The organism is Kribbella sp. NPDC051137, assembly GCF_040682535.1.
GTDB lineage: Bacteria > Actinomycetota > Actinomycetes > Propionibacteriales > Kribbellaceae > Kribbella > Kribbella karoonensis.
This window is the reverse complement of record NZ_JBFBBI010000005.1, coordinates 474240-497542: the sequence shown is the minus strand read 5'-3', so window position 1 is coordinate 497542 and position 23303 is coordinate 474240. Positions and strand designations below refer to the sequence as shown.

Here is a 23303-nt window from a genome sequence, read left to right as displayed (position 1 = left end):
GCTCCCGCCGGGCGGCCCGGCTACTTGATCAGTCCGTGCGGGTCCAGCACGTACTTGCGCGCCGCGCCCTGGTCGAACTCGGCGTACCCCTGGGGTGCCTGGTCCAGCGAGATGACCGTCGCGTTCACGTTCTTCGCGATCTGCGTCCGGTCGTGCAGGATCGCCTGCATGAGCTGACGGTTGTACCGCATCACCGGGCACTGCCCGGTCGTGAACGCCAGCGACTTCGCCCAGCCGAGGCCGAGCCGGATCGACAGCGAACCGGTCTTCGCCGCTTCGTCGCCGGCGCCCGGGTCACCGGTGACGTACAGCCCCGGGATGCCGACCGCACCACCGGCCCGGGTGACGTCCATGACCGTGTTCAGCACCGTCGCCGGCCGCTCGGCCTTCGCGTCGCTGCCGTGGCCGTGCGCCTCGAAGCCGACCGCGTCGATCGCGCAGTCCACCTCGGGCGTCCCGAGGAGCTGCTCGATCTGGTCCTTCGGGTCGCCCTGCGACACGTCGATCGCCTCGCAACCGAAACTGCGGGCCTGGTCGAGCCTTTCCTTCTGCAGGTCGGCCACCAGGACGACGGCGGCGCCGAGCAGGAACGCCGCGGTGGCCGCGGCCAGCCCGACCGGACCCGCACCCGCGACGTAGACGGTCGACCCGGTGGTCACGCCGGCGGTGATCGCGCCGTGGTACCCGGTCGGGAAGATGTCCGCCAGCATTGCCAGGTCGCGGATCTTCTCCAGCGCCTGCGCCTTGTCGGGGAACCGCAGCAGGTTCCAGTCGGCGTACGGCACCAGCGCGTACTCCGCCTGGCCGCCGACCCAGCCGCCCATGTCGACGTAGCCGTACGCCGACCCCGGCCGGTCCGGGTTCACGTTCAGGCAGACGCCGGTCTTGCCCTCCTTGCAGTTCACGCACCGCCCGCAGGCGATGTTGAACGGCACCGACACCAGGTCGCCGACCTTGATGAACTCGACGTCCCGGCCGACCTCGACCACCTCACCGGTGATCTCGTGACCGAGTGCGAGCCCGGCCGGCGCCGTGGTCCGGCCGCGGACCATGTGCTGGTCGCTCCCGCAGATGTTGGTCGCGACCACCTTCAGGATCGCGCCGTGCGGGATCTGCCGGCCGACGTTCGCCGGGTTGACGCCCGGCCCGTCCTTGAGTTCCAGGGTCGGGTAGTCGATGCTCTCGACCGCCACGGATCCTGGCCCCTTGTAGATGACTGCCCTGTTTCCTGGCACGAGTCGTGCTCCTCTCCAGGGTTTCCCACCGCGCACGGTGGGACGTGCGCTGTCGCAGGCCGAGATCGCCGCTGGGAGAGAAGGCGATCCGGTCGTCGCCTGCCCCGGTCGATGTCATCTCCGGGATGCTGCCGACGCTAGTCCGCACTGTCCGCACCGTCAACGAAACAAGGGGTTCCTACGGTGTGGCGTGCACACCCGAGGAGTACTTCGGGATCCTGAAAGTCACCTTGGTCCCGGCGTCCAGGGCGGTCTCCACGATCAGCCCGTACGTGTCGCCGTACACCTGGCGGAGCCGGGCGTCGACGTTGCCGAGGCCGACGGAGTCGCTGCTGGAGACGCCGGACAGGGCCGCCCGGATCACCTCCGGGTCGCTGCCGGCGCCGTCGTCCTCGACGCTGATCTCCGCCTCGTTGATCCGGTCGCGGGCACGGATCGTGATGTTGCCGACCCCCGTCGTACCTTCCAGACCGTGCCGTACGGCGTTCTCCACGAGCGGCTGGACCACCAGGAACGGGACGACCACCGGCAGCACCTCAGGAGCGATCTGCAGCGACACCTTGAGCCGCTCGCCGAAACGGGCCTGTTCCAGCACCAGGTAGCGCTCTACGTTGCGCAGTTCGTCCGCCAGCGTGGTGTACTCGCCCCCGCGACGCAGTGCGTACCGGGAGAAGTCGGCGAACTCCAGCAGTAGCTCACGCGCCCGCTCCGGGTCTGTGCGGACGAACGACGCTATCGCCGCGAGAGCGTTGTAGATGAAGTGCGGGCTGATCTGGGCACGCAGAGCCCGCAGCTCGGCCTCCATCGCGCGTGTCCGTTCCTTGTTGAGCTCTGCCAGCTCCACCTGGCCCGAAACCCAGCGTGCGACCTCGTCCGTCGCTCTGACGAGCGCAGCCGACGTGTTGTTGCTGTACGCGACCAGCACCGCGACAACCCGTTCCTCGGTGACGATCGGAGCGACCACCGCCGTACGGATCGGGCACTGCGGGTCCCCACAGGCCACGTCGTGGGCGCCCAGCACGGCGGTACGGCCCGAGCGGAGCGTCGGGGCGGACAGCTCCTTGGCGTCACGGCGGTGGTTGCTCTCGTACGGGCCGCCGACACCGTCCCAGGCCAGTACGCCGGACGCGTCGCAGATCGCGATGGCCGCCGTACCCAGGAGGTCCCGGAGGTGCCGGCTGGCCTTACCGGCCGCGGCGGGGGTCAGGCCTTCGCGCAGGTGCGGGCTGGCCAACGAGGCGGTATGCAGGGTCGCGTACGTCGCCTTGTCGGCCGGAGTCCCGAAATGCTTCCGCCGGCGCGTGAACACCCCCTGACGGTAGCCGGTCAGCCCTCCGCGCGCGGCCTGAACGCCTCCAGGGCCTCCGTGTCGGAGTACGTGTGCAGCAGGTACTCCTCGACCCACTCGGTCCGGCCGGGGTACGCCGACTCGCTGACGATCCGCTCAGCCGCCTTCGCCGCGTCAATGGGTGTGTAGCGCAGTTGTACGCCGTTCTCGGACAAGAGCGCCCAGGTGGGACCAGGAGCGCCGTACGGCATCCCCACGCTGCCCGCGTTCACCACCTGCCGCCGGTCGACCTGCCGGACGTACGGCATGTGCGTGTGCCCGCAAACGACAGTCCTGACCTCGTCAGGCAGTCCGGAGAACACCTGCGCCCACCGGGAGATCGGGCTGTCCACCAGCACCATCTCTACGTCGTCCCGTGGCGTGGCGTGGCAGAACAGCACGTCCCCGATCGTCACCGTCAACGGCAGCCCCGCCAGCAGCTCCACCTGATCCGGCCGCAACTGCTCGGCCGCCCACGGAGACACCGCGTCCGGCGGCTCCTCGTCGTACGTCCCGCGAACCATCTCCACCAGCTCGCGGTCTGCGTTGCCCCGCACCCACACCACCCGATCACCCAGGCCCGTCAGTACGTCCAACGTCTCCACAGGCATCGGCCCACTGACAATGTCACCCGCCAGCACGACGGCGTCAGCCCCCTGCACCTCAGGCTCGGCCAACACAGCCTCCAGCGCAGGCAGCACCCCATGGACATCCGCAAGCACAGCAATCCGCTCCATACGGACCAGTCTGCTGCCCAACCACGCCAGAGGACTGCTTGGTTTGCTCAGGGCAGATCAGGCGCCGATCTGCAGCTCACCCTTGGCGAGAGGCGTTGCGCGTTCGCAGGCTCCGGTCGTGATCGTGCAGCGGACTATGGCGGCCGGCGTGCCTTCGCCGTCGTCGGCGAGCAGCAGGAGGTGCTGGTCGTCCTCCGGAACGGTCTGCCGGAAGACACCGCTCCACTCATGGATCAGGTTGCCGGTCTTGGCGTCCAGCGCGGCCGCAACGCCCTGGCCGTAGCCGTCCTCGTACTTCGGGCCGGCGATGACCGTGGCGGCGTTCGGGGTGAAGCCCCCGATGATGTAGTCGCAGGTGCGCCAGAGCCGCGTCCCGGCCGGCACCGTCAGCAGGCTGCTGCAGCTGTTCTGGTTCGCCAGGGTGGTCAGGGAGCCGGCCGTGTCGATGCTGGAGACGGCCATCGCGGACGGGATCGCCTTCAGCTGGGTGGCCGTCGAGTCGCCCGGCGTCCACTCGTAGAGAGTGGTCGTCCCGTCCTGTGTCGTCGACGCGTCGAAGTACACCTTGCCGTTGGTGTAGCCGCGGAGCGTGGCGTTCCAGACACCGGGCACCTGGAGCTTCTGGATGTCCTGCGTCTTGGCGTCCTCGGCGTACACGGTCGCGCCGGCGACCGCTTCGCCGGTGGACCTCAGCTTGCTGCCCAGGTACGCCGCTGCCGTGCCGTCGGCGGTGGTGAGGATCTGGGTGACGTCGGGGGTGTGGCGGACGATCTTGCCGTTGTCGTCGAACGTGAGCAGTTCGTTGCCGAAGCCCTTCGTGACCACGGCGAGCGAGGTGATGCCGAGCCGGGCGACCTGCTGGATGTCCGTCGTGCCGGGGATCGTGATGTCGTTGCCGGCGCCGCCGCGGATCGTGCGGCCGCTCAGGTACGCGACCTGCGGCGCCCGTCCCTGGGTGAGCTTCTTCAGGTCGATCTTCGTCTTGGGCCGGGTCGCGGACGTGCTGGTGGTCTGCGACGGTGTCGGCGTACTGCTGGGTGTGCCTGGGGTCGTCGCCGAGGGGATCGTCGCCGAGGGGGAGGTCGAGAGCGGGGCGGCTACGGCGCCTTCGGCGTTCGCCTGCGGGCCCTGGCGGTACGCCAGCGCTCCGCCGCCCGCCACGGCGGCTACGGCGACAGCTGCGACGAGGGCGGCCAACCCGCCGTTCGGCACGCGCATCGAAGATCTCCTTGCACAGTCGTGGTCTGGTCACGGTCGGTACGGACCGTGCGGCGGACCACGGTCGGAGCAGGGAGTCAGCCCCCGCTGTCGAGGACTGTGACGCCCGGAAATGCCGCTTTGTTCACTCCCGCGAACGGGTCGCAGGTCAGATCGAGCATAATTGCGCCATGGACCAGCCTGACCGGATCGGCCGGTACTCCCTGGTCCGCCGGGTGGGTGCCGGAGGTTTCGCGACCGTCTGGCTGGCCCGGGACGAACAGCTCGACGCCGAGGTCGCGGTCAAGATCCTGTCCGAGAACTGGGTCGAGGACGAGGACGTCCGCCGGCGGTTCCTGGCCGAGGGCCGGTTCCTGCGCAGGGTCGACTCGCTGTACGTCGTCGGCGTGCACGACATCGGCGAGGCCGACGACGGCCGCCCGTTCATGGTGCTCACCTACGCCGACGGGGGCACACTCGCGGACCGGATCAAGGCCGGCCCGCTCGAGTTCGGCGAGGCGGTCCGGATCATCACCCAGGTCGGCCGCGGCCTCAAGCACCTGCACGCCCGCGGCGTCCTGCACCGGGACGTGAAGCCGGCCAACGTGCTGTTCCGCTCCGACCCGAACGGCGACCGCGCGATGCTGTCCGACCTCGGGCTGGGCAAGTCCCTCGCCGAGGTCTCCCGGATCACCATGCCCGGCGGCACCCCGGCGTACGTCGCTCCCGAACAGGTGATGGGCGAACGCCTCGACCACCGCGCCGACCTGTACTCGCTCGGCGCCGTCGCGTACGCCGCGTTCACCGGCCAGGCGCCGCACGGGGTCGCCACGCTCGGCGCGGTGATGCAGATCGACAAGCCGCCGCCCTCGATGACCACCCTGCGCGCGGACATCCCGGACGCGATCGACGTCGTCGTACGGCGTGCCCTGGAGCCGGACCGGGACCAGCGCTGGCCGGACCTCGACAGCTTCCTCGACGCGCTGCGCGAGGCGCACACCACCGGCAAGGTCCCGGCGCGGCTGGTGCCGGCCGCCGAGATGCCCGCGCCGACCGGGACGACCGCCCCGGTCGACCAGGAGACGGCGTTGTCCAGCGCCAACGAGCCGACCGTCTCGGCGAAGCCGAAGCGCCGGCGGGCCGGGGTGATCACCGCGCTGGCGGCGGTGGTGCTGGCCGTGGGCGGTGGGTACGGCGGGTACGAGTACGTGCTGACCCGGCCGGTGAAGGTGGTCGATTCGCCTTTCTCGGTGGAGGTTCCGCGGTCGTGGGGGCAGAAAGCGGTCAACGATCAGACCTCACTGCTCGTCAGCTCGGACACCCGCGCGTGGCAGTCGAGCGCGAGCGTCGAGGGCGTGTACGTCGGGCTGGTGCAGGCGAACACACTGCCGCGCGCTGTCACTCCGCCGGACGGTTGTACGGCGGGCGGCCCGGATACCCAGGGCAATACGGTGACCTTTCAGCTCACCTGCGGCAGCGGCCCCGCGGTCGTCGAGCAGTACCGGCAGGAGAACGGCGTACAGGTGCACGTCCAGGTCCGGGCCGCCGACGCGAAGACCCGGACCGACGTACTGAACTCGGTGCGCTACACGGCGCCCTAGGGCACCAGCGAGGTCAACGACGAGATCGACGCCTTGTGCAGGCGCGGGATCACGTTGAGCGTCGCGGGATCGGACGAGTACAGGTACGACCCGGACTCGTAGACCAGGTAGGCCGTCCCGTTGTACTCCGTGATCCCCTCGGCCATGCTCGGCGCCCGGAAACAGCTCAGCGCCGCCGCGTCCAGGTCCTTCTGACCGCGCTTCACCACGTAGATGTTGCTGCGGTTACCTCGTCCGTACGACGTGCTGTAAATGAAGTGGTTGGCCGTCACGGTGACGCCCTGCGTCTTCGTCGGGATCTCCCACGCGCCGGACACCGTGGTCAGCGTGCCGTCGTCGGCGATCTTGTACTCGTACATCGTCCCGCGGCCGGTGTCGTTGAACGTCCCGGCGAACAGCGAGTCCCCGTAGCTCCCGATGAACGACGACCCGGCCACGTCGCGGGCGGTGCCGACCTGCGCGAGGTACGGCGTACCGGCGGCCTTCAACGCGTCCCGCAGTTCGGTGAGCCGGTACTTCCGGATGCTGCTGCCCTGACCGGACACGAACGCCCAGCCCTTGCTCACGGTGATCCCGCCGACATGTGACTCGGCGATCGCCACCACGCCGACCGTGGAACCTGTCGACGGGTCGATGCCGTAGATCTCGGAGTCGGCGCCCTCGCGGTACGCCGCGACCAGCAGCAGGTTCTTCCCGGAGCCGTCCCAGTTGTACCAAGTGCCGGCGCCTTGCGGGGTGTACGTGCTGAGGTTCGGGATGCTCGCGCTGTTGCTGAAGCGGGCGTCGTACTTGTAGGACGCGGACGGGCCGTCGTAGAACGTGGAGCCACCGCTGGTGGAGGTGTCGCAGCTGATGGCGGCGCTCGCCGGGAGCGCGGGCGTGAGGGCGGCGGCGGTGACGGCGAGGGCGATCGTGAGTCTGATCATGAGATCCTCTTCGGTTGGGCGGAAACCTACGAGAATTTCAGAGTAGGACGGAATTTATTGACACGGCTAGGTGAACTGGGCGTCGGTTCCGCGAACGGACGCCGTACGGTTGTCGCATGACCGATCTGTCAGCGGCGATCGACCGCGTTCTGCCCAGTGTCCGTGCCGACCTCGAGGACCTCATCCGGATCCCGTCGGTCAGTTACGAACCGGCCCGTGCGGCCGACGTCCAGCGGTCCGCCGAGGCGACCGCGCGGTTGTTCGAGGCCGAGGGCTTCACCGCGAAGATCGTCCGGGTGAACGACGGCGCGCCGGCCGTGATCGCGAAGAAGCCGGCACCGGCCGGCAAGCCGACCGTGCTGCTGTACGCCCACCACGACGTCCAGCCGACCGGCCCGGTCGAGCAGTGGACCTCCGACCCGTTCGAGCCGACCGAGCGCGACGACCGGCTGTATGGGCGCGGCGCGGCCGACGACAAGGCCGGGATCGCCGCGCACCTGGCCGCCGTACGGGCCTTCGGCAACGATCTGCCGGTGGGCGTGACGGTGTTCGTCGAGGGCGAGGAGGAGATCGGCTCGCCGACCCTGCTGCAGTTGCTCGACGAGTACGCCGAGGAGCTCGCCGCGGACGCGATCGTGATCGCCGACTCCGGCAACTGGGAGGTCGGGCGGCCGGCGCTGACGGTGTCGCTGCGCGGTCTGGTCGAGTCGTACGTGGAGGTTCGAACGCTTGAACACGCCGTCCACTCCGGGCTCTTCGGCGGCCCGATCCCGGACGCGCTGTCCGCGCTGTGCCGGCTGCTCGCGACGCTGCACGACGACAAGGGCGACGTCGCGGTCGACGGCCTGCACGCGTCCCGCGCCGCGGACGTCGTGTACCCGGAGCACCGGCTGCGCGCCGAGTCGTCCGTGCTCGACTCCGTCCGGCTGACCGGCTCGGGGTCGCTGGTCGACCGGCTGTGGACCCGGCCAGCGGTCGCCGTGGTCGGCATCGACGCGCCGTCGGTGGCCGAGGCCAGCAACACGTTGGTGCCGGTCGCTCGGGCCAAGGTCAGCCTGCGGGTCGCCCCCGGTGACGACGCCGTGAAGGCGAGTGCCGCGCTGCGTGACCACCTGGAGAACAATGCGCCGTGGGGTGCGCAGGTCACCGTGACCGAGGGCCAGACCGGCCAGCCGTGCAGCGTGAACGCCCGCGGCGCCGGCTACGAAGCAGCGCGTTCGGCGTTCCAGGAAGCCTGGGGCGTGGAGCCCGTGGACATGGGTATGGGCGGCTCGATCCCGTTCATCGCCGAGTTCCAGGAGGCCTTCCCGGCGGCCACCGTCCTGGTCACCGGCGTCGAGGATCCCGACACCCGCGCACACGGCATCGACGAGGGCCTGCACCTCGCCGAGTTCCGCAAGGTCTGCCTCGCCGAAGCGCTGCTGCTTCAGAACCTGGCAAACCAGAGCTGACCGGGCTTTCCGGCGACCCAGTGTTTGGCATAGGTTTCGGCGAGTGAAGATCGCAGTCGTACGGGAGACCAGGCCGGCCGAGCGCCGGGTCGCACTGGTGCCGGAACATGTGGCGAAACTGATCGAGCTCGGCTACGAGGTCGCGGTCGAGCCGGCCGCCGGTGAACGCGCGCTGTTCTCCGACGACCAGTACCGCGAGGCGGGCGCCGAGGTTGCCTGGGGCGCCGATCACGCCGCCACCGTGGTGGCCTCCGTCCAGCCGCTGGAACGCGAACGCCTGCAGCGGCTGCACGCCGGTACGGCGCTGATGTCGTTCCTGCCGACGAACCCGCCGGATGTGGTCCGCACCGCAACGCGGGCCAAGCTGACGGCGTTCGCGATGGAACTGATCCCGCGAATCTCCCGGGCCCAGTCGATGGACGCGCTGTCCTCACAGGCGCTCGTCGCCGGGTACCGGGCCGCGATCGTCGCCGCCGAACGGCTGCCGCGGTTCTTCCCGCTGAACATGACCGCGGCCGGCACCGTCCCGCCGGCCCAGGTCCTGGTCCTCGGCGCGGGCGTCGCCGGCCTGCAGGCGATCGCCACCTGCAAGCGCCTCGGCGCGGTGGTGAAGGCGTACGACGTCCGGACCGCCGCCGCCGAGGAGATCGCCTCGATGGGCGCCGTCCCGATCGAGCTCGAACTCGGCACCCTCGACGGCCCCGGCGGGTACGCCCGCGAGATGACCCCCGAACGCGCGCAACTCCAGCGCGAACTGCTCACGCCGTACGTCGCCGCGGCCGACGCGCTGATCACGACCGCCGCCGTACCGGGCCGGACCGCGCCGATGCTGGTCACCCGCTCGATGGTCGAGCAGATGAAGCCCGGCTCGGTCGTCGTCGACCTGGCGTCCGAGCAGGGCGGCAACGTCGAGGGCTCGGTCGCCGGTACCGAGCTCGCGATCGGCGACGCGCTCGTCTGGGGCGGCGCGAACGTCCCGTCGCAGATGGCCGGCCCGGCGTCCCGCCTGTACGGCCAGAACATCGCGAACCTGATCCGGTTGATGACGCGGAACGCCGCGTTCGACCCGGACTTCGAGGACGAGATCGTCCGCGGCTGCTGCGTGACCCACGACGGCAGCGTGCTGCACGAGCCGACCCGTGCCCTCCTGGAAGGACCCCAGGCATGAGTGAATCGATTGCGCTGCTGACGATCTTCGTCCTCGCGGCCTTCGTCGGCGTGGAGGTGATCAGCAAGGTCTCCTCGACGCTGCACACCCCGCTGATGTCCGGCGCGAACGCCATCCACGGCGTCATCCTGGTCGGCGCCATCATCGTCACCGGCGCCACCGATTCGGTGATCGTGATGATCGTCGGGCTGCTGGCCGTCGTACTGGCGACGGTCAACATGGTCGGCGGCTTCGTGGTCACCGACCGGATGCTGGAGATGTTCAAAGGTCCGGGGGCTCGCAAGAAGGAGCTGCACAAGTGATCCCCACCTGGGCCCAGATCGGGTATCTGGTCTCCGCGGTCTGCTTCATCGTCGCGCTGAAGGCGCTGTCGTCGCCGCGGAGCGCGCGAACCGGCAACCTGATCGGTGCCGCCGGTGCGGTGCTCGCGGTGCTGATCACGTTCGCGGCGTACAAGCCGCACCACCTGGCGCCGATACTGATCGCGCTGATCGTCGGCACCGTCGGCGGAGTGGTCGGCTCGCGGCGCGTGCAGATGACCCAGATGCCGCAGCTCGTTGCCTTGTTCAACGGTGTCGGCGGCGGCGCGGCCGCACTCGTGGCGCTGCTCGAGCTCGGCGAGGTGACCGCCGACGCGACCGTCGCGGCGATCGCCACCGCGTTCACGATCCTGGTCGGGGCGATCAGCTTCGCCGGCTCGGTGGTGACGTTCGCGAAGCTGCAGGAGCTGATGACGACCCGGCCGGTGACGTTCCCCGGCCTGCCGGTGCTGTTCGTCGCTTCGTTGCTGGGCGGCATCGCGCTCGGCGTCTGGCTGGTGTCGGACCCGCGCGTGTGGGTCGGCGTACTGCTCTGCCTCGTCGGCCTCGCGATCGGCGTGATGCTGGTGCTGCCGGTCGGCGGTGCCGACGTACCGATCGTCATCTCGTTGCTGAACGCCTTCACCGGTCTGACGGTGGCCGCGGGCGGTTACGTGCTCGGCAACACCCTGCTGCTGGTGGCCGGCACGCTCGTCGGCGCCGCCGGTACGTTGCTGACCAAACTGATGGCGGACGCGATGGGGCGGTCCGTCTTCAACATCCTCTTCGGCGCCGTCCGCGGCGGATCGACCCTCGGCGCCGGTACGGCGTCCGACCGGCCGGTGATCTCGGCCGGCCCGGAGGACGTCGCGATCCTGCTCGGGTACGCGAACAAGGTCATCATCGTGCCCGGGTACGGCCTGGCCGTCGCCCAGGCTCAGCACACGCTGCGTGACCTCGTCGAGGAACTGCACAGCCGCGGCGTGAAGGTCGACTACGCGATCCACCCGGTCGCCGGGCGGATGCCCGGTCACATGAACGTGCTGCTCGCCGAGGCCCAGGTCCCGTACGAGCAACTCCGCGAGATGGACGACATCAACGGCGACTTCAAGACCACCGACGTGGTCCTGGTCGTCGGCGCCAACGACGTCGTCAACCCCGCCGCCCGCAACACCCCGTCGGCCCCCATCTACGGCATGCCGATCCTGAACGCCGACGAGGCCCAACGCGTCATCTTCCTGAAACGCTCCATGCGCCCCGGCTTCGCCGGCATCGAGAACGAACTCCTCTACGACCCCAAGACCACCCTCCTCTTCGGCGACGCCCGAGACACCCTCACCAAACTCCTCGCCGCTCTGAAGACGGTCTAGCCACCCGCCGACGGCCCATCACCATCACGCACCCGCCCCACACTGCCCCGCCTTCAGCCGCCTGCCCACCGAGCCTTTCCGGAAAATTCCTGCCACCCAGCGCCCAAAAACTTCCGCAAAGCGCCCGAGGCCACACAGCAGGCGATCAGACGGCAGTCGACCGGGTGGCGCATCCGCCTGGCCGCCCCCGGCCAACGACCGCCCCCGGCCAGTGTCGTTCGTTGTCCGACGACGGTTCCCCCTGTTTGACTTTCCGTATCGAGAGGCCGGGCGGCGCACCCATTCCTCTCACCCTTCCCCGCACCAAGGAGAACCCTTTGCCCTGCTTTCCCGCACCCGTCTCCCGAGCCTGGGACTGGGGCTAATCCACCCACCCCCGCTGCGCCGCCCGAACCCCCAGTTCAAACCGCCCCGAAGCCCCCACCTGCTCACTGAGCTTCGCGACAATCCGTCGAACTGTTCGCATAGAGACCGCGAGCTTGCGGGCGACCTGCTCGTCGGTTGCGCCCTGAACAAGGAGCTTCAGCAGCTCGCCTTCCTGAGGCGTGACTCCGCGGGTCCTGCGTGGTGTCGAATCACCGAATGCGTCGTCTGCGTTCTCCCAATACTTCAGGAACATTTCCTCCGCGAGCCGTACCACGGTGCGGCTGTGGTGAACGACCGCGCCGACCGAGGTGTCGTCCGGGTCGATTCCCATTACCGCCGATTCGCCGTCGAAGATGAGTAACTTCATCGGCAGTGAGGGAGTGGTTCGCACCTTCGCGCCGTACTCGCTGAAGTAGAAGAAGTAACCTTCCTTGAACACACGATGCTTCATCTGTGTTTCGGCGACGAGATAGCGGGTTTCGACGCCTCGCTCGAGGAGAGGTTGATCCGGGCTTTGGTTGGGTTTCGCATCTGGGAAATCCCCATCGACATAGGGCAGCATCCCCCAGGCAGACTTGGTCGGACGGAACTGCTGCATCCGCTCGTACGCCAGCTCGCGGCCCTCGAAGACCTCGACATCGCGGGCTGTTCGCTCGGCCAAGAACTCGGTGTAATCGGCGACAAATTGCCCAGCGGTGAGCCTGTCGTGCTGCAGTTCGTCGGTGAGTGCATCAAGCTGCTTCTGCCGTTGAGTCGCGAGGCGCTCCAGGCCGACTGAGGGATGCAACGGGTACTCCTCGTCCCGCGTGTTCCACCGGGGGACGAGCAGCCCGAACTCTCGTAGGCGGCCGAGCTCGACAGTGACTGCTTCTTCGGGCAACTTCAGATACGCGCAGAGGTCTGAGAAGCGCGAGCGAAGGAGAAAGGACGGCTGTTCGAGCAGGACGCGGTAGACCGCAAGCGTGTCGCCGCTCACGCCAAGTGACTCGAACAAGCGCCTTACACCCAGCCGCGCTTCGCCGCGGCTACCCCGAGTTCGAACCTGCTGGCCGCGTCGAGGCGTTCGGAGAGGTTGGCGGTGATGCGGCGGGCGGTGCGGAGGGAGATGCCTAGGAGGCGGGCGACCTGCTCGTCCTTGGCGCCACCGGCGAGGAGACGCAGTACTTCGGACTCGTGAGGCGTCAGCGGCGTCTCGTCGTCGCGGTCGTCGGCGTCGAACATTTCCGTTGCCCGGGACCAGTACGCGTCGAACAACGCGAGAGCGACGGAGACGACTGCTGGTGTGCGGTGGATGACTGCGCCGGCGGTCGGGTTCTCGGGGTCCATCGGCATGATGGCGATTTGCTGGTCGAAGAGAATGAGACGCATTGGCAACGTAGGCGTTACCCGGATCTCCCCGCCGTGCCGATGGATCGTCTCTGCGTACTCCATCGCCTGCTTCGACGCAGTCATGCTCTGCAAGTAGACCGTGCGCATCCGAACGCCCCGGTCGAGAAGCTCCATGTCAGGGGAGCGCACTGACGTCGAGACTGAGTCGTCGAAATGAGCCGGCACGAGGCCCCAGGACGTTTCCTTGGTCTTCAGTGCGAGCTCCTCGATCCGACGCGATGCGTTCGCCCGTCCCTTGAGGATCTCGACGTCTCCGCTGCTCCGCGAGGTCAGCAACTCGTTGTACTGCTCGGCGATGATCTCGGCGGACGCTTCAGCCTCTTTCAGCTCGCCGAGCGCCTTGTTCAACTCGGTCCGGCGCCGTTCTGCCAGTCCGGTCAGCCCGACACGCGGGTGAACTGCGTGTTCGCCGTCCGGGTTGGTCCACGTCGGCACCAACAGTGCCAGCCGTCGGAGCTTGTCCAGCAGTTCCTGGACTTCGCTCGTCGAGCGATCTACTAGCGCTGCTATCTGCTCGGGCGTACTGTCTGGGTGGTTGAGAAGGGCGTGATAGACCGCGAAAGTGGCTTCGTCCACCCCCAGCGGCTCGAGCACGATCCCTCTCCTCCAGAAACTTGTCGGAACCGACCATATACAGAGTGCGTCGACATTGAGCACCAAATGGTGGTTCGGATTATTTCTGAAGGGACGATACGTGATCAAGAAGGTGCTGACGGTAGTCGGTGTCGCGGCGTTTCTCTTCGCGGCGGCGCCGACGGCCTCGTTCGCGACTCCGGATCAGCCCGACTGCGTGGGTCACGTCTGCTGGTAGACGCTGGTCTTCAGTCCAACCCGCGTCCCGTAGACTGCTCGTGTGGCTCGTGGCGATGGTCGGCTTACTCATGAACTCGACCCGCAGGATCTGGGTCCGCAGGACGCTTGTGGCGTCTTCGGGGTCTGGGCGCCGGGGGAAGAGGTTGCCAAACTGACGTACTTCGGGCTCTACGCCTTGCAGCATCGGGGGCAGGAGTCGGCGGGGATCGCGGTCAGTAACGGGAGCCAGATACTCGTCTACAAGGACATGGGGCTGGTCAGCCAGGCCTTCGACGAGGCGACGCTGGCTTCGCTCAAGGGGCACATCGCGATCGGTCACTGCCGGTACTCGACGACCGGGTCCAGCGTCTGGGCGAACGCGCAGCCGACGTTCCGCAGTACGGCGACCGGGTCGATCGCGCTCGGGCACAACGGCAACCTGACGAACACCAGCGAACTGGCCGCCAGTCTCGCCGGTGAGGGTGATCTGGATCTCGGTCTGGACGCCGAGGTCGACCACGCGAAGGCGAACGCCAAGCACGGCGCGTCGAGCGACACCGACATCCTGACCTCGATGCTGGCCGGTTACCCGGACCTCACCATCGAGGAGGCGGCCGCGAAGATCCTCCCGAAGGTCAAGGGTGCGTTCAGCCTGATCTTCATGGACGAGAACACGCTGTACGGCGCCCGTGACCCGCAGGGCATCCGCCCGCTGGTGCTGGGCCGGCTGGAGCGCGGCTGGGTGATCGCGAGCGAGACGGCGGCGCTGGACATCGTCGGCGCCTCGTTCATCCGCGAGGTGGAGCCCGGCGAGATCGTCGCGATCGACGCCGAGGGGCTGCGGTCGACGAAGTTCGCCGAGCCGGACCCGAAGGGCTGCCTGTTCGAGTTCGTGTACCTGGCCCGCCCGGACACCCAGATCTCCGGCCAGCGGATCTACTCGACCCGGGTCGAGATCGGCCGCAAGCTCGCCCAGGAGCACCCGGCCGAGGCCGACCTGGTGATCGCGACCCCGGAGTCCGGTACGCCGGGCGCGATCGGGTACGCCGAGGAGTCCGGCATCCCGTACGGCTCCGGCCTGGTCAAGAACGCGTACGTCGGCCGGACGTTCATCCAGCCGAGCCAGACGATCCGCCAGCTCGGCATCCGCCTGAAGCTGAACCCGCTCCGCGAGGTGATCGAGGGCAAGCGGCTGGTGGTCGTCGACGACACGATCGTCCGCGGCAACACCCAGCGTGCCGTGATCAGGATGCTGCGCGAGGCCGGCGCGAAGGAGATCCACGTCCGGATCACCGCGCCGCCGGTGAAGTGGCCGTGCTTCTACGGAATCGACTTCGCCAGCCGCGCCGAGCTGATCGCGAACGGGCTGAACACCGAGGAGATCTGCCGTTCGCTCGGCGCCGACTCGCTCGGGTACATCAGCCTGGACGGGCTGGTCGAGGCGACCACCGTGCCGATGGACCGGCTGTGCCGCGCCTGCTTCGACGGTGTGTACCCGGTGGCGCTGCCGGATCCCGAGCAGCTCGGCAAGCACCTGCTCGAGGACCCGCTGCGCACCGACGCGGACGGACTCGCGACGGTGGCCGGTGGAGCCGGTGCCGCCGACGCCCTCAGCCGCCCGTAGTCCTAGTACGTACGGGACCCAGAGCCGCGACAGGAAGAGAAGAACAGTGAGCGAAGGCGCGAGCTACGCCGCCGCCGGGGTCGACATCGAGGCCGGTGACCGGGCCGTCGAGCTGATGAAGGAGTGGGTGGCGAAGGCGACCCGCCCGGAGGTGGTCGGCGGGCTCGGCGGGTTCGCCGGGCTGTTCGACGCGACCGCGCTGACGTCGTACCGGCGGCCGCTGCTGGCGACGTCGACGGACGGGATCGGGACCAAGGTCGCGATCGCGCAGAAGCTGGACAAGCACGACACGATCGGGTTCGACCTGGTCGGGATGGTCGTCGACGACCTGGTCGTGTGCGGCGCGGAGCCGCTGTTCATGACCGACTACATCTGCACCGGCAAGGTGGTGCCGGAGACGATCGCGCAGATCGTGAAGGGCATCGCGGAGGCGTGCGTCGAGGCCGGTACGGCGCTGGTCGGCGGCGAGACCGCCGAGCACCCGGGCCTGCTGGAGGCGGACGAGTACGACGTGGCCGGCGCCGCGACGGGTGTGGTCGAGGCCGACGAGGTGCTCGGCGCGGAGCGGGTGCGCGCGGGGGACGTCGTACTGGCGATGGCGTCGTCGGGGCTGCACTCGAACGGGTACAGCCTGGTGCGGCACGTGTTCTTCGACCGCGCGAAGTGGACGCTGGACCGAACCGTGCCGGAGCTGGGTACGTCGCTCGGCGAGGTGCTGCTGACGCCGACCCGGGTGTACGCGAAGCACTGCCTGGAGCTCATCCAGGAGCTGAACGACGGCGACGACAAGCCGCTGCACGCGATGTCGCACATCACCGGCGGCGGGTTCGCGGCGAACCTGGCGCGGGTGATCCCCGACCAGCTGTCGGTCCGGATCGACCGGTCGACGTGGACGCCGGCGCCGATCTTCGGGCTCGTCGGACTGCTCGGCGACGTACCGCTGCCGGAGCTCGAGAAGACGCTGAACATGGGTGCCGGCATGGTCGCCGTCCTGGACCCCTCGTCGGCAGACGCCGCGATCCAGGCGCTGGCGGCACGCGACATCCCCGCCTGGGTATGCGGCGAAGTCACCGCGACCGCAGGCGGCACCGTCACCCTCGAAGGCACGTACGCCAAGTAATCACCGCGCCACCTGCGAGCGGGTCCCGATCGGGCAGTCCGACGCCTCGGGCTGTCCGATCTGATGATCCTCCACAGGTGGTGCCGGTGTGTTGGAACACGTCGGGCGCACGGTGAACTGCTCAGCCACCCCGCGAGGGGCGCCTGAGCAGCTCAGCCGGGCTAATGCTTACCGACGGGGGTGGTAGTCGTCGGCGTCGTCTCCGTCGCCGTCGTTGTCACCGTTCGCAGAACGGTCGCCACCCTGGTCACCGGACAGCTCACGCTTGAGCTGGTCCAAGTCGGTGTCCCAGGTGCGGTACTTCAGGTCGCGTGCGACCTTCGTCTGCTTGGCCTTTGCACGGCCGCGCCCCATAGCGTCGACCCCCTCGCACAAGTCAACCGGGTACGCTGCGTGGCGCCCACGGATCAGTCGTCAGTAATCGTGGTTCAAGGATACCCGGAGCGGCGGATCGACACACGCACCGCCCCCTCGTCGGACCCCTCAGAGGTCCGATCACAGCATCGGCGAGGTGGGCCGATCCCCTCATCCCGGCCCACCTCGCCGCGTCCGGTCCCCGCTACTTGACCTCGCGACGTGAGCTTGCCCACAGTCCGACGACGGTCGGCAGGACGATCCAGACCGCCACCGCGGTCAGCGTCTCGGCGGCCATTCCGTGCAGGTCGCGCGCCGAGATCCGGCCCAGCGCGCCGAACACGTCGAGCCACTTCGCGTTGTCCTTGAACAGCGCCGGCCCGGCCAGCGACCAGGCGGTCGGCGCGATGAAGTAGATCAGGATCGCGACCGCGGTCTGCGGGACCACGGCACCGAACGCGGCACCCATCACGACGTTCAACGCGACGGTCAGGTACGCGCCGGCCAGCTGCCCGCCGAGCCCGGCGTACGACACCGTGTGATCGGTGCCCGCTCCGGTGACCGCGGTGGCCGCGAGGGTCAGTACGACGACCCCGGTCAGCACCACGGCGCTCAGCACGACCGCCGACACGAACTTCGCCAGCTGCACCCGCACCCGGCGCGGTGACAGCGTGAACGTGGTCAGCGCGGTCCGCTGGGTCCACTCCGAGGTCATCGTCATCACGCCGATGACCGGCAGCAACAGCATCACGCCGGTGATCGCGGCGCCCAGGAAGAAGTCGAAGCCGACCGGTCCGGAGGGCAGGTGGGTCAGCTGCCAGGCCAGCGCGGCCACCGCGATCAGCAGGATCGCGGCGATCAGTACCCGGCCGCTGCGGGTGTTCACGGACTTGCGGAGCTCGATCGTGACGAGCTTCAGGAAGGACTGGCCGCGGGCGGGCGGCAGGCTGGTCGCCACCTCGCTGCGGTGCTTGGCGTTCGTCTCCGGCGCGAGGTCGGTCACGGTGGTCATGAAAGTCTCCAGAAGGAAGAGGTGGTCAGGCGGCGACGGGGGTGGCGGTGAGCTGGAAGAACAGGTCCTCCAGGCCGGCGCCGTCGCTCTGCCGGAGCTCGAGAAGGATCTGACCGGCAGCGGCGGCGGCCCGCCCGACCTGCTCGGCGGTGGCGTCGACGCGCAGCGCGCCGTCGGCCGTCGGGTCGACCTGCAGGCCGGCGGCGGTGAGCGCCGTACGCAGCCCGGCCGGGTCGAGACCGCGGACCAGCGTTCCGGAACCGGCCAGCAGTTCGTCCAGCGAGCCGTTGGCGACGATCCGGCCGCCGCCGATCACGACCAGCCGGTCGACAGTCGCCTGGACCTCGCCGAGCAGATGGCTGGACAGGATCACGGTGCCGCCGCGGGCGGCGAAGTCCTGCAGCAGCCCGCGCATCCAGCGGATGCCCTCCGGGTCCATCCCGTTCGCGGGCTCGTCGAGGATCAGTACGGCGGGGTCGCCGAGCAGCGCGCCGGCGATGCCGAGCCGCTGCCGCATGCCCAGCGAGTACTGCCCGACGCGGCGCTTCGCGGCATGGCTCAGCCCGACCGCCTCGAGCATCTCGTCGACGCGGGCCTTCGGCACCCCGAGCAGGCTCGCGTTCAGCAGCAGCGTCTCGCGGCCGGTGCGGCCCGGGTGCTGTGCGGCGGCGTCGAGCATGACCCCGACGACGCGACCCGGGTTCGGCAGGTCGGCGTACCGTTTGCCGCTGATGGTGGCGGTGCCCGAGGTCGGCGGCGTCAGCCCGGTCAGCATCCGCAGCGTGGTGGACTTGCCGGCCCCGTTCGGCCCGAGGAAGCCGGTGATGCTGCCCGGCTGGACGGTGAACGAGACGTCCTGGACAGCCGTGGTGCTGCCGTAGCGCTTGGTCAGGTTCTCGACGGTGATCATGGCAACGAGTCAACCGCCGGAGACCCCTTCCGCACATCGGACGACCGGTTGCTCCGACCCCCTACGAAAGTCGCCGGTGCGGGCCCGGAACGTACCCGGAAGGGGGACGTGATCGCGTCGCCGGTCGAACTACAGTGACTGAATGCGACGGTTGCGCCGGTGGTACGCCTGGTGGGTCAGGCATGCCCCGCGCCTGCGCGACATCCTGTACGTCGGCTTCAGCCTGCTCACCATCGTCCTGCAGGCCGCGTCCGGTCCAGGGGGCTGGCACCCCAAGGACTGGTGGGTGCTGGCTGCCGGCATCGTGGCCTCGGTCGCGCTCTTCTGGCGCCGGCGCTTCCCGGTCACCGTCACCGCGATCACCGTGCTGGCAATGCTGACCGCGGCGATCTTCGTCCCGATGGGCCTGGCGCTGCTGACGTTGTCGATCCGCCGCCGCGACTACGCACTGGCGATCCTCGGAGTCGCGGCGTACGCCGCCTATGTGCTGAACAGCTGGGGCAACCGGAACCAGATCTGGGTGTCGACGTTCACCGGCCCGTTCCTGGTCGGCACCTGGATCGCGATCGGTGCGTACGTCGGTGCCCGCCGCGACCTGATGGCGTCGCTGCGGGACCGCGCCGAGCGGGCCGAGGCGGAACGCGAGCTGCGCAGCGAGCAGGCCCGGCTCGGCGAGCGCTCCCGGATCGCCCAGGAGATGCACGACGTGCTGGCCCACAAGGTCTCGCTGATCGCCCTGCACGCCGGCGGCCTCGAGGTGAATCCGGCCGTCGGCGCGGAAAAGGTCGAGGGCTCAGCCCGGCTGATCCGCGAGACCGCCCGGCAGGCGATGGAGGACCTCCGCGAGGTCCTCGGCGTACTGCGGACCGACGTGAGCGTGGCGGGCGCCGACCTCGCCCCGGTGCCGAGGGCCTCCGACCTGGAGCGGCTGATCAGCGCGTCCCGGGACGCCGGCGTGACCGTGGGGTACGACGGCGCGCTGCCGGACGACGTACCGGTGGCGCTCGGCCGGACGGTCTACCGGGTCGTGCAGGAGTCGCTGACCAACGTGCACAAGCACGCCCGCGGCGCCGCGACCGACGTACAGGTGCACGGTTCCCGGGGGCGCGGCGTGACGGTCCGGGTGACGAACGTACGGCCGGTGGCGGCCGGTTCGCTGCTGCCCGGAGCCGGCGCCGGGCTGGTCGGCCTGCGCGAGCGGGTGGAGCTGAACGGTGGCAGGTTGTCCACAGGGCCGACCACCGACGGCGGCTGGCGGGTCGAGGCGTGGATACCGTGGGACGACCATCGGCAGGACAGCGAGCCGGTGCTCGTGGACGAGGGAGAACGATGACGCGGCTGCTGATCGTGGACGACGAGGCGCTGGTGCGGGCCGGGCTGAAGATGATCCTCGAGTCCGACGAGGAGCTCGAGGTGGTCGCCGAGGCCGAGGACGGCGCGGACGCTGCGGCGATGGTCAAGGAGCACCGGCCGGACGTCGTACTGATGGACATCCGGATGCCGCGGCTGGACGGTCTGGCCGCGACCCGCGAGGTGCAGGCGCTGCCGGAGCCGCCGAAGATCGTCGTACTGACGACCTTCGACCTCGACGACTACGTGTTCCGGGCGTTGCAGGCCGGGGCGAGCGGGTTCCTGTTGAAGGACACCCCGCCCCGGGAGTTGGTGCAGGCGATCAAGGTGGTGGCGGCCGGAGACGCGATGCTCTCGCCGGCGGTGACCCGGCGGCTGATCGGGCACTTCGCCGGGGACCCGCGCGCGGACCGGCGGCGTACGGCGCAGGAGCGGATCAGCAGGCTCACCGAACGCGAGCGGGAGGTCCTGGTCGAGGTCGGCCGCGGCCTGCAGAACGCCGACATCGGCCGGAAGCTGTTCATGAGCGAGGCCACCGTGAAGGCCCACGTTTCCCGGGCCCTGGTGAAGCTGGACGCGAGCAACCGCGTCCAGGTGGCGATCCTGGCCTACGAGGCAGGACTCCTGGACGGCTAGGCCCGAGGCCAGGACAAAGGAAACCGGCCCGGGGCCGTCGGAGGGGTGGGGGCGACGGCCCGGACCGGTTTCGAAGTCAGCGTTCCTGGGGGGAGTGGACGCTGACGACCGGCGGCGCCCAGGGGGAAGGACGGCCGCCGGTCAGGACTCAGACCCGGCCGAAGCTGACGGCGCTGGTCCAGATCTTCGACTTCGCCACCGGACGTCCCGGCTTCGAGGCCTGCCACAGCATGTTCCCGCCGGCGTAGATGCCGACGTGGTACACACCGCCGCCGCCGTTGTGGAAGAACACCAGGTCGCCCGGCTTGGCAGCGCCGCGGCTGATGTGCTTGGTCGCGGCGTACTGCTGACGCGACGTGCGGGGCAGCTTGTGCCCGGCGTACTTGTACACGTAGCCGGTGTAGCCGGAGCAGTCGAAGCCGCGGGTGCTGGTGCCGCCGTAGCGGTACGGCGTGCCCTTGAGCTTGGCTGCTTCCTTGAGCACCTTGGTCCGGAACGTGCCGACCGCGGCCGAGCCGGAACCGTGGTTGCCGTAGAGCACCTTGTGCTTCGCGGCCCAGGTCAGCCGGCCCCACGTCTTCTTGTCCGTGTAGCCGGTGGCCTTCAGGCCCCAGGACGTCTGGAACTTCTTCAGGATCCGGACGGTGCTGTTGCCGAAGTAGCCGTCCGGACCCAGGTGCAGGGCCTTCTGGACGTACTTCACGGTCGGGCCGGAGTCACCCTTCCGGAGCAGCGGCCGGCTCGGGATGCTCATGTGACCGCGCTGCTGAGCGGCGGTCATGGCGGCCGCGGACGCGGTCGCGGGGGTGGTGCTGACGCTCAGCGCGGCTCCACCACCGACAGCGAGACCGACCGTGAGGACGGCGGCCGCGGCGCGGGGCGCACCGGACTTGCTGGTCCTGCGGTGCTTCGCCAGGGTCCGGCCCGCGGGCCGGTCAGTACTGGACTCAGCGGAGTTGACGGCGCGCAGCAGCGACGTCCGTCGGGCAGTGACGGGCATGGTTGTCTCCCGACGCCTGTGAAGTTAGCTGTCGGGTTCGGGCTGGGATTCATAGCCCGGTCCGCTCCCGCGGACTTCACCCCAGGGTTTCGACCACTCACGGTCGAGACCCAACTTCCTGGGTCCCCCACCTCCGCCATTGGTATTCGAGGGGAGCACACGAGCCTGGCGGAGCTCGGCGTTGACTCGTGTGCGGTTCGTGTTGTTTACCGAACCGCCGACGACTGTATAACAGAACGATCACGGCGCAAACCCTCAGATCCACAAAGTCGTTGCTGAAAGGGCCTGAATCGGCTTCTGACGGATCAACAAGCCTGGGTGAACACCAGGTGTCCTGAGCGCGTCTGAGCGCGGCGCAGGCGGCACGTGAGGGTCTTGGTGTGACCTCAGTCACATTCAATGGTGGCTTTCTGTGACAACCGGCACAGAGGGTGGTCAGGGCACCCTAAAGTCCTTGCGTGTTCAGCTACTTCCGAGCAGCTCCTGGAAGCGTTCCAGGCCCACGTTTCCGCCGGAAAGCACCACTCCGACGCGCTCCGGCAGCCCGTGGATCCGGCCTGCCAGCAGCGCGGCCAGCGCACTCGCCCCGCTCGGCTCCAGGACGATCTTCAGCCGCTCGAACGCGAACGCCATCGCGGCCACGATCTCCGCGTCGCTGACCAGCTCGAACGACTCCACCAGTCGCCGGTTCACCGCGAACGTCAGCTCGCCGGGCATGGCGATCGCCTGCCCGTCCGCGATCGTCCGCGGTACGTCGATCTGTACCCGCTCGCCGGCCGCCAGCGAGCGGGCGTGGTCGTCGCCGGCCGCGGGCTCGACGCCGATCATCCGGATCCCCGGCGACAGCAGCGTCGCCGCGGTCGCGCAGCCGGCCATCAGGCCGCCGCCGCCGACCGGGACCAGCAGCGCGCCGAGATGGCCGACCTCCTCGATCAGCTCCAGCGCGACGGTCCCCTGGCCCGCCATCACGTCGTAGTGGTCGTACGGCGGGATCAGCGTCCGCCCGCGCTCCGCAGCGAGCTCCTGCGCCAGGGCGGTCCGGTCCTGCGTGTACCGGTCGTACGTCACCACCTCGGCGCCGTACCCGCGGGTCGCGGCCAGCTTCGTCGGCGGGGCGTCCTCAGGCATCAGGATCACCGCCGTCGTACCGGCCAGCCGGGCCGCCAGCGCGACCGCCTGCGCGTGGTTCCCCGACGAGTACGCCGCCACTCCGGCCGTGAGCTGCTCCGGGCCGAGCCGGCTGATCGCGTTGTACGCGCCGCGGAACTTGAAGGCGCCGATCCGTTGGAAGTTCTCCGCCTTCAGGAACACCCGCGTCCCGACCCGTTCGTCGAGCGTCCGCGAGGTGAGTACCGGCGTACGGTGCGCAACCCCGGCGAGCCGGTCGGCGGCGGCCTGCACATCTGTGAGACTCAGCCCAGTCATGGAAAGAAGTTAGA

At 69.2% G+C, this 23303-nt stretch carries 21 protein-coding genes and 1 riboswitch; of the genes, 9 read left to right on the top strand and 12 right to left on the bottom strand.

Annotation, left to right across the window (positions count from 1 at the left end; all coding sequences use genetic code 11):
• Window positions 1-20: 20 nt before the first annotated feature.
• The 4 genes from fdhA to AB0M51_RS28360 form a co-directional block, all read right to left on the bottom strand.
• Window positions 21-1235, bottom strand: coding sequence for a formaldehyde dehydrogenase, glutathione-independent (fdhA, locus tag AB0M51_RS28375; protein ID WP_363751222.1), 1215 nt, complete (start codon window positions 1233-1235; stop codon window positions 21-23).
• 178 nt (window positions 1236-1413) lie between these two features.
• The gene (locus AB0M51_RS28370; RefSeq protein ID WP_344188638.1) at window positions 1414-2544 is read right to left on the bottom strand and encodes a histidine kinase; all 1131 of its coding nucleotides are present in this window, start codon (window positions 2542-2544) and stop codon (window positions 1414-1416) included.
• Window positions 2545-2561: 17 nt separating this feature from the next.
• Window positions 2562-3299 (bottom strand): metallophosphoesterase family protein, encoded by a 738-nt coding sequence (locus AB0M51_RS28365; RefSeq protein WP_344188637.1) that lies wholly within the window; start codon window positions 3297-3299, stop codon window positions 2562-2564.
• Between the two features lie 57 nt (window positions 3300-3356).
• Window positions 3357-4517 (bottom strand): hypothetical protein, encoded by a 1161-nt coding sequence (locus AB0M51_RS28360; RefSeq protein WP_344188636.1) that lies wholly within the window; start codon window positions 4515-4517, stop codon window positions 3357-3359.
• Between the two features lie 170 nt (window positions 4518-4687).
• Between AB0M51_RS28360 and AB0M51_RS28355 the strand changes: the two genes are divergently transcribed.
• Window positions 4688-6097 carry a serine/threonine-protein kinase gene (locus AB0M51_RS28355; RefSeq protein ID WP_344188635.1) on the top strand — a complete coding sequence of 470 codons (1410 nt, stop codon included), beginning with the start codon at window positions 4688-4690 and terminating at the stop codon, window positions 6095-6097.
• On the opposite strand, the gene AB0M51_RS28350 is transcribed toward AB0M51_RS28355, so the two are convergent.
• Window positions 6094-7023, bottom strand: coding sequence for a hypothetical protein (locus tag AB0M51_RS28350; RefSeq protein ID WP_344188634.1), 930 nt, complete (start codon window positions 7021-7023; stop codon window positions 6094-6096). The genes AB0M51_RS28355 and AB0M51_RS28350 overlap by 4 nt on opposite strands.
• 116 nt (window positions 7024-7139) lie before the next feature.
• On the opposite strand from AB0M51_RS28350, the gene AB0M51_RS28345 reads away from it, so the two are divergent.
• The 4 genes from AB0M51_RS28345 to AB0M51_RS28330 are packed head-to-tail and all read left to right on the top strand — an operon-like array spanning window position 7140 to window position 11311.
• On the top strand, window positions 7140-8474 hold the full coding sequence (locus AB0M51_RS28345) for a dipeptidase (RefSeq protein ID WP_344188633.1): 1335 nt from the start codon (window positions 7140-7142) through the stop codon (window positions 8472-8474).
• Between the two features lie 43 nt (window positions 8475-8517).
• Complete coding sequence (locus AB0M51_RS28340; RefSeq protein ID WP_344188632.1) at window positions 8518-9642, top strand: NAD(P) transhydrogenase subunit alpha; 1125 nt, start codon at window positions 8518-8520, stop codon at window positions 9640-9642.
• Window positions 9639-9944 (top strand): NAD(P) transhydrogenase subunit alpha, encoded by a 306-nt coding sequence (locus tag AB0M51_RS28335; RefSeq protein WP_344188631.1) that lies wholly within the window; start codon window positions 9639-9641, stop codon window positions 9942-9944. The genes AB0M51_RS28340 and AB0M51_RS28335 overlap by 4 nt, the downstream gene beginning before the upstream one ends.
• On the top strand, window positions 9941-11311 hold the full coding sequence (locus AB0M51_RS28330) for an NAD(P)(+) transhydrogenase (Re/Si-specific) subunit beta (RefSeq protein WP_344188630.1): 1371 nt from the start codon (window positions 9941-9943) through the stop codon (window positions 11309-11311). Before AB0M51_RS28335 ends, AB0M51_RS28330 begins: the two co-directional genes overlap by 4 nt.
• A 361-nt stretch (window positions 11312-11672) precedes the next feature.
• Here AB0M51_RS28330 and AB0M51_RS28325 read toward each other — a convergent pair whose 3' ends face one another.
• On the bottom strand, window positions 11673-12653 hold the full coding sequence (locus AB0M51_RS28325) for a helix-turn-helix transcriptional regulator (RefSeq protein WP_363751217.1): 981 nt from the start codon (window positions 12651-12653) through the stop codon (window positions 11673-11675).
• Window positions 12654-12676: 23 nt separating this feature from the next.
• Window positions 12677-13660 carry a LuxR C-terminal-related transcriptional regulator gene (locus AB0M51_RS28320; RefSeq protein ID WP_363751215.1) on the bottom strand — a complete coding sequence of 328 codons (984 nt, stop codon included), beginning with the start codon at window positions 13658-13660 and terminating at the stop codon, window positions 12677-12679.
• Between the two features lie 259 nt (window positions 13661-13919).
• Here AB0M51_RS28320 and purF point away from each other — a divergent pair, with 259 nt between their 5' ends.
• A complete protein-coding gene (gene purF, locus AB0M51_RS28315; RefSeq protein ID WP_344188627.1) occupies window positions 13920-15482 on the top strand; it encodes an amidophosphoribosyltransferase in 1563 nt (520 codons plus the stop codon).
• 46 nt (window positions 15483-15528) lie between these two features.
• Window positions 15529-16602, top strand: coding sequence for a phosphoribosylformylglycinamidine cyclo-ligase (purM, locus tag AB0M51_RS28310; protein ID WP_344188626.1), 1074 nt, complete (start codon window positions 15529-15531; stop codon window positions 16600-16602).
• 168 nt (window positions 16603-16770) lie between these two features.
• On the opposite strand, the gene AB0M51_RS28305 is transcribed toward purM, so the two are convergent.
• From AB0M51_RS28305 to AB0M51_RS28295, 3 genes are all read right to left on the bottom strand, one after another.
• Complete coding sequence (locus AB0M51_RS28305; protein ID WP_131293116.1) at window positions 16771-16956, bottom strand: DUF3073 domain-containing protein; 186 nt, start codon at window positions 16954-16956, stop codon at window positions 16771-16773.
• A gap of 205 nt (window positions 16957-17161) precedes the next feature.
• On the bottom strand, window positions 17162-17968 hold the full coding sequence (locus tag AB0M51_RS28300) for an ABC transporter permease (RefSeq protein ID WP_344188625.1): 807 nt from the start codon (window positions 17966-17968) through the stop codon (window positions 17162-17164).
• Between the two features lie 25 nt (window positions 17969-17993).
• Window positions 17994-18878: an ABC transporter ATP-binding protein gene (locus AB0M51_RS28295; protein WP_344188624.1), complete on the bottom strand. Its 885-nt coding sequence runs from the start codon at window positions 18876-18878 to the stop codon at window positions 17994-17996.
• Window positions 18879-19020: 142 nt separating this feature from the next.
• Here AB0M51_RS28295 and AB0M51_RS28290 point away from each other — a divergent pair, with 142 nt between their 5' ends.
• Window positions 19021-20211 carry a histidine kinase gene (locus AB0M51_RS28290; RefSeq protein WP_344188623.1) on the top strand — a complete coding sequence of 397 codons (1191 nt, stop codon included), beginning with the start codon at window positions 19021-19023 and terminating at the stop codon, window positions 20209-20211.
• On the top strand, window positions 20208-20864 hold the full coding sequence (locus tag AB0M51_RS28285) for a response regulator transcription factor (RefSeq protein ID WP_344188622.1): 657 nt from the start codon (window positions 20208-20210) through the stop codon (window positions 20862-20864). The genes AB0M51_RS28290 and AB0M51_RS28285 overlap by 4 nt, the downstream gene beginning before the upstream one ends.
• 148 nt (window positions 20865-21012) lie before the next feature.
• Here AB0M51_RS28285 and AB0M51_RS28280 read toward each other — a convergent pair whose 3' ends face one another.
• Both AB0M51_RS28280 and AB0M51_RS28275 read right to left on the bottom strand, forming a co-directional pair.
• Window positions 21013-21864, bottom strand: coding sequence for an NlpC/P60 family protein (locus AB0M51_RS28280; protein WP_344188621.1), 852 nt, complete (start codon window positions 21862-21864; stop codon window positions 21013-21015).
• Window positions 21864-22055, bottom strand: a riboswitch (cyclic di-AMP (ydaO/yuaA leader). Its footprint overlaps the gene before it by 1 nt.
• A 271-nt stretch (window positions 22056-22326) precedes the next feature.
• Complete coding sequence (locus AB0M51_RS28275; protein ID WP_344188620.1) at window positions 22327-23289, bottom strand: pyridoxal-phosphate dependent enzyme; 963 nt, start codon at window positions 23287-23289, stop codon at window positions 22327-22329.
• Between the last annotated feature and the right edge of the window lie 14 nt (window positions 23290-23303).